Annotated in this window: 1 protein-coding gene; it reads right to left on the reverse strand. The window is 75.6% G+C overall.

The features are described 5' to 3' along the window. Positions 1-939 (reverse strand): Dyp-type peroxidase (locus KBX53_RS34295; RefSeq protein ID WP_210863960.1); only part of this gene is annotated, 939 nt, incomplete at both ends.

Here is a 939-nt window from a genome sequence, read left to right on the forward strand (position 1 = left end):
GGGTCAGGTGCGAGAAGTCGGGGATGACGGTGAGCCCGTCCGGATCGGTGGCGGCGAAGTCGGGTTCGTCAGGCTCGGCGGTGCCGGTGAGCGGGGCACCGGTGTCGAGCCGCCGCCCGACGGCGAGTTCGCGGTCGGCCCGGCCGAGCAGGTCCCAGGTTTCCATGTTCATGCTGATCCGCCGCACCACCACGGTGGTGCTGTCGCGCAGCCACGCCGGGCCGTCCGGCACCCAGAGCGCGGTGTCCATGGGCACGCCGGGTCGCGGGTTGGCGGTGCCGTCGAGCTGACCGAACAGGTTGCGTTGGGTGTGGCCACCCGGCTCGACACCGGGGCTGCGCCGGAAGCCCTGCTGGACCCACCGCACTGTGGCGAACGGTCGGCTGTCCTTGATCAGGACCCGTTGGGCGTGGGCCACGGTGATCGCGTCGTCAGCGCAGATCTGGAGCAGCAGGTCACCGCCGGACCAGGCCGGCTGGAGCCGGTCGATGCGGAACGACGGCAGGTCGGTGACCGATGCCGGCCGGCGGTCGTCGACGCCGGCCGCCCGGTAGAGGCCGGGCCCGAAGCCGAAGGTCACTGTCAGCCGGGCGGGCAGCAGCCCCAGTTCGGCCTCGGTGTCGGCCAGCGCGGGCCGGCCCTGGGTGAGTCGGGCGGTGTCGTCGGTGAGCAATCGCAACATCCGGCCCAGCGCGGCCCGGTCGACGCCGGCCCGCAGCGTGAGCGCCACGAACGACGCGTGCGCCTGCGGTTCGGTGGCCACCCCGGCCTGCCGGGCGCCGTGGAACGGCTCGACCAGGCCGCCGACGGCCGCCACCGCCGCCGTGGCGTCGGCGGCGGCCCGTGGTGGCCCGCCATCGGTGCGAGTCGTGGCGATGGCGGCGGCGCCCGCGAGGGCTCCGCCGGCGGCCAGGGCCCCGCCGGCGAGCAGGCCGCGCC

Origin of the sequence: Micromonospora sp. M51, assembly GCF_018070305.1 — a bacterium.
GTDB lineage: Bacteria > Actinomycetota > Actinomycetes > Mycobacteriales > Micromonosporaceae > Micromonospora > Micromonospora parva.